The sequence below is a fragment of the Chthonomonas sp. genome, assembly GCF_035294505.1.
Classification (GTDB): Bacteria; Armatimonadota; Chthonomonadetes; order Chthonomonadales; family Chthonomonadaceae; genus Chthonomonas.
This window is the reverse complement of the sequence record NZ_DATGKU010000166.1, coordinates 1-2,349: the sequence shown is the minus strand read 5'-3', so window position 1 is coordinate 2,349 and position 2,349 is coordinate 1. Positions and strand designations below refer to the sequence as shown.

Genomic DNA, 2,349 nt, shown 5'->3' with positions numbered 1-2,349 from the left:
GATTAAACTAAAACCTTTGTTTCCGCTATCGTGAACTAGATTACCTTCTATCAGTGCGCCGCTGATGATGCCGTCGGTGCGGCCGTTGGGGTCAGGAGTTTGGCAATCGCCGTTGAGCTGGATGCCGTTTTGAGCACTGCCCGAGACTTCATTGCCGCGAATGACCGGGTCGTCGTCCTGCACATCGCTGTTTGAGACGTAAATGCCGTGCTGTCCCCTGGTTTGAGAAACTTTGTTGTTCAGGATTTGCACTTTTGGTGCAAAAGCGGTAAAGATCCCCCACATGCCGCTATCGGTGATGACATTGTTTCGAATGATCACGCCGGTAGCGAGGGCAGCGCGGATGGCCGCCCGGCCGCATCCGGTCAGATGAAACCCGTCTACGATCACATCATCTGTGTTCTCGATATTGATGCAGTCGCCATTGGAGTCACCGGCCGAATTGATGACTGCGTGGGCGCCATGAGCCTTGAAGATGATGGGAGCGGTTGCTGTGCCCGCATGCACGCTGTGAAATCCGGCGTAAGTTCCATCTTCCACGAGAACGGTCTGCCCAGGCTTGGCTGCGTTTGCGGCTGCCTGAATAGTGGAATAGCGCTGGCCATGACCCACGCACAGGGTTTCTGCCGGGCAGCTTGCGGAGTGTTTTCCAAAGGAGAAGGCTGCGGCTGTGAGGGTGAGCGCCAAGATCGATACTGCTACGGTTTTCATTGCGTTTTGCCTACCCTCTGGATTTGCACGCTAACGGCCAAAACATGCGAGATCTTTGGAGGGTTGAAAACGGGCGGAAGTTTGGCTTCCGCACTGCGTCAGCTAGCCGGGCCGGAGACTGTTTAATGGATTCCGATTATTGAGGATTGCCTGTAGCTAAGAGGCGTTTGCGTTGGGAGCGGAGGTTGGGGCGAACGGAAGCCGCCCCAACGCGGCAAGGGACTATTTGCTGGCCACCTTAACCGAAGAAAGCGACTCAAACGCGGCTGGTGGGAGCAGGGCTGGTTTGGGTAGCGCGGTGAAAGTGTCGGTCGTGGCATTGATTTGGTAGGCGAGGATAAAGGGGTATTGGCTTTCGGCCACGACAAGATATTGGCCATCCGGCGTAAAGGTCAAGGCTGTTACTTGGGAGTTGGGAGGTGTTGCCGGAGAGGGCAAGAGGGTGAAGGTATTGCCGGAGCGCTTGTAGATCAGCAGATAAGGGTGGGAATAAGTATTCGAGATTGCGATATAGGTGTTGGTCGGACTGACGGCGATGGGGCCGGGGTTAGCCGGCTGTACATTTGGTTGTCCGCTCAACCAGGTGAAGGTGTCTCCCTTTACGGTATAGATACGGAAGTTGTTCCCAGTAGCATCGCTACCTTCATCGGTGGCGTAGAGATAAGCGCCATCGGGAGAAAAGGCTACAAGCGAGTGTTCATAGGGATAGGTATCCTGAAAGGGCACGTTCGGCTGGCCCGTCAGACGGCTAAACGTGCTTCCGTTACGTTTGAAGATAATGGGCGTCACGGGGGGAGTGCTTCCGCTTCCATTCAAGGCTACCGCCAAGTGGTTAGCATAAGGATCAAAGGAAGCACTGAAGCTCGCATAAGGTCCATAGGTGACTGTGGAGAGCGGGAGGTAGCTGCTACCAGACTTCTGAAAGATCTGCACTCCGGCGCCGGAATCGGCTGAGTCCATAGGCCGTGCGATATACAGACCATCGGAGGAGATCACCGGTCCATTGTCATCGATGCCCAGCGGGGAAGGTAAAGTAGCAAAGAGTGTGCTTCCAGCTAGGCCATTGGTGACCGGATAGATATCCGTCATGCCGGAGGTGAGGTTTATATATAAGAGCGACCCATCCGGTGCATACGAGAGACTAAATGGAGAGACACGCCAGGAGCTGGTCGTACCCTGGATGGAATTACCGGAAAGTGTGTAGAAATAGACGGAGCTGGAGCCGGTGCTCGGCGCATAGACTCCGGCGACCACATCGGCGCCTCCACTGGGAGACGGGATTACCGCACCGCTTTCTGTGACGGTGAAGGTCTGGCCGGCGATGGTGAGGGTGCCGGTGCGGGAGCTGGTGCTGGTGTTGGCTGCGACGGAGTAGTTCACCGAGCCGCTGCCGCTGCCGGAGCTTCCGGCCGTGATGGTGATCCAGGAGGCGTTGCTGGAAGCCGTCCAGCTACAGCCGGAGGCAGAGGTCACATTCACGCTGCCTGTACCGCCGCTTGGAGAGTAGGAGGCAGAGGAAGCGGAAAGGCTGTAGGAGCAAGTGATCGTGGCCACATACTCATAGGCGCCGCTGTCCCAGCGGGAGCCCTGCGGGCGGGTGTTGCCGTCGTAGTCGGTAGTGGGGGCTGACTGGCCGCT

At 56.8% G+C, this 2,349-nt stretch carries 2 protein-coding genes; both read right to left on the bottom strand.

Annotated features, from left to right (window positions below; all coding sequences use genetic code 11):
• The coding region (locus tag VKV18_RS09475) for a right-handed parallel beta-helix repeat-containing protein (RefSeq protein WP_324203964.1) at positions 1-711 on the bottom strand (711 nt) is incomplete at its 3' end.
• 222 nt (positions 712-933) lie between these two features.
• A partial coding sequence (locus VKV18_RS09470) for a BACON domain-containing protein (RefSeq protein ID WP_324203963.1) occupies positions 934-2,349 on the bottom strand: 1,416 nt, incomplete at its 5' end.